Annotated in this window: 1 protein-coding gene and 2 pseudogenes; all 3 read right to left on the reverse strand. The window is 43.7% G+C overall.

What is annotated here, in order from left to right:
• On the reverse strand, positions 1 to 353 hold a 353-nt coding region (locus ASF12_RS34655), incomplete at both ends, for a cytochrome P450 (protein WP_155973364.1).
• Position 354: 1 nt separating this feature from the next.
• Positions 355 to 683: pseudogene (locus ASF12_RS36645) on the reverse strand (cytochrome P450); the annotation flags it as partial.
• Between the two features lies 1 nt (position 684).
• Positions 685 to 1,251, reverse strand: a pseudogene (locus ASF12_RS36650) (cytochrome P450); the annotation flags it as partial.
• Between the last annotated feature and the right edge of the window lie 36 nt (positions 1,252 to 1,287).

The following is a 1,287-nucleotide window of genomic DNA, read 5'->3' on the forward strand; positions in this document are numbered from 1 at the left end:
TGTGGGATGTTCCTCTTAACAGACCAGACTTCTTTTTCCGTCTCCGCTGGCTTGCTCGGCCTTTCCCCATCAGATTCCATGCCGGAATCACAGAAAGAATTCCTTCGAACCCAAACTTTGGTCTTTTCTAGAAACCTTGATGGGTCAAATTTCTCCGGCTCATTCCAGTATTCCTCTGAAGTGTTTAGTTCATAGTTGTTTATGAAGACTATCGTTCCTTTTTCTACGCCATATCCTGAGATTGCTGCGTTCTCCGTAGCTACATGAGGAACGATAGGGGATGAGGCGTATCTTAGACATTCTAAGACAGTTGCTTCTGTGTATGGCAAACTATGACGGTCGAGTAATGTAACNCTTTAGTCAAACCGTCTAATTCTGCCCTAATCTTCCTGCCGACTTCAGGGTCTCTCGCCACAGCTGTCAAACATAACATGACAAGATTACCCACCGAAGAATGACCGCCTAGAAAATCTTCAAGCATGAAGATTATAGTATTTCTATCAACCGTCGGGTCTTCATGTAAAACTTTTAGCAACCCATCTAGAAAGTCCTTTTCAGGCCCTTCTATGTCCAGATCCAATTCCCTCTGTTCTACGATCCTTGAAAGAATGAACGAGCGAATATCTGAAGACCAGTTAGACAGTTTATCTAAATGCTTCTTGTAAAAAGGTTGGAGCCACGGCNGTCAAAATGGTCGACGATGCGCTTGAAATCTTCGTCGTTTTCGGCGTCAAATCTCACGTTGCACATGTAGTGCGAAAACATATTCATTGCTGTAGTCATTAAGATCGGTTTTAGGTTGATGCTGGAGTCTAAAGTACGGGTTATGTTTTTAAGTGTTTGTAGCAGTTCTATGGATTCGAATGTAGCGACGTCTCCGATGCGCGCGAAGTTGTCGGTGTGTTGTTTGGGTCCACAATGGCGGCGGGCGAGATTTCTTCTTCTTAGTTGAAGGTTTGACCAATCGCATAGTGCTAAGGAATTATTCCTATCGCCAGCAAAAAGTTGATGAAATCGGATAAAGTCAGGCCGTCCGCCGAAGAATTTTCCATTTTGATTCAAGACCTCCCGGATGAGGTCCAAATTATTAACCACTAGGCATTTCGACGTTCCCAATTGCAGCGTAAAWATGTCTCCATAAGTTTTCGCCAAGTCCGTGAAAGACTGGAATGGCGATTCGTGCTTGCCCAAAAGGTGCATATTACCTATTATTGGCAAAGGTGTAGGTCCCGGCGCCTCTTTTAGAACCAAAGTCTTATTTTCACCATATTTATTGAACTTTTTGCC

Origin of the sequence: Paenibacillus sp. Leaf72 (genome assembly GCF_001422685.1) — a bacterium.
Classification (GTDB): Bacteria; Bacillota; Bacilli; order Paenibacillales; family Paenibacillaceae; genus Pristimantibacillus.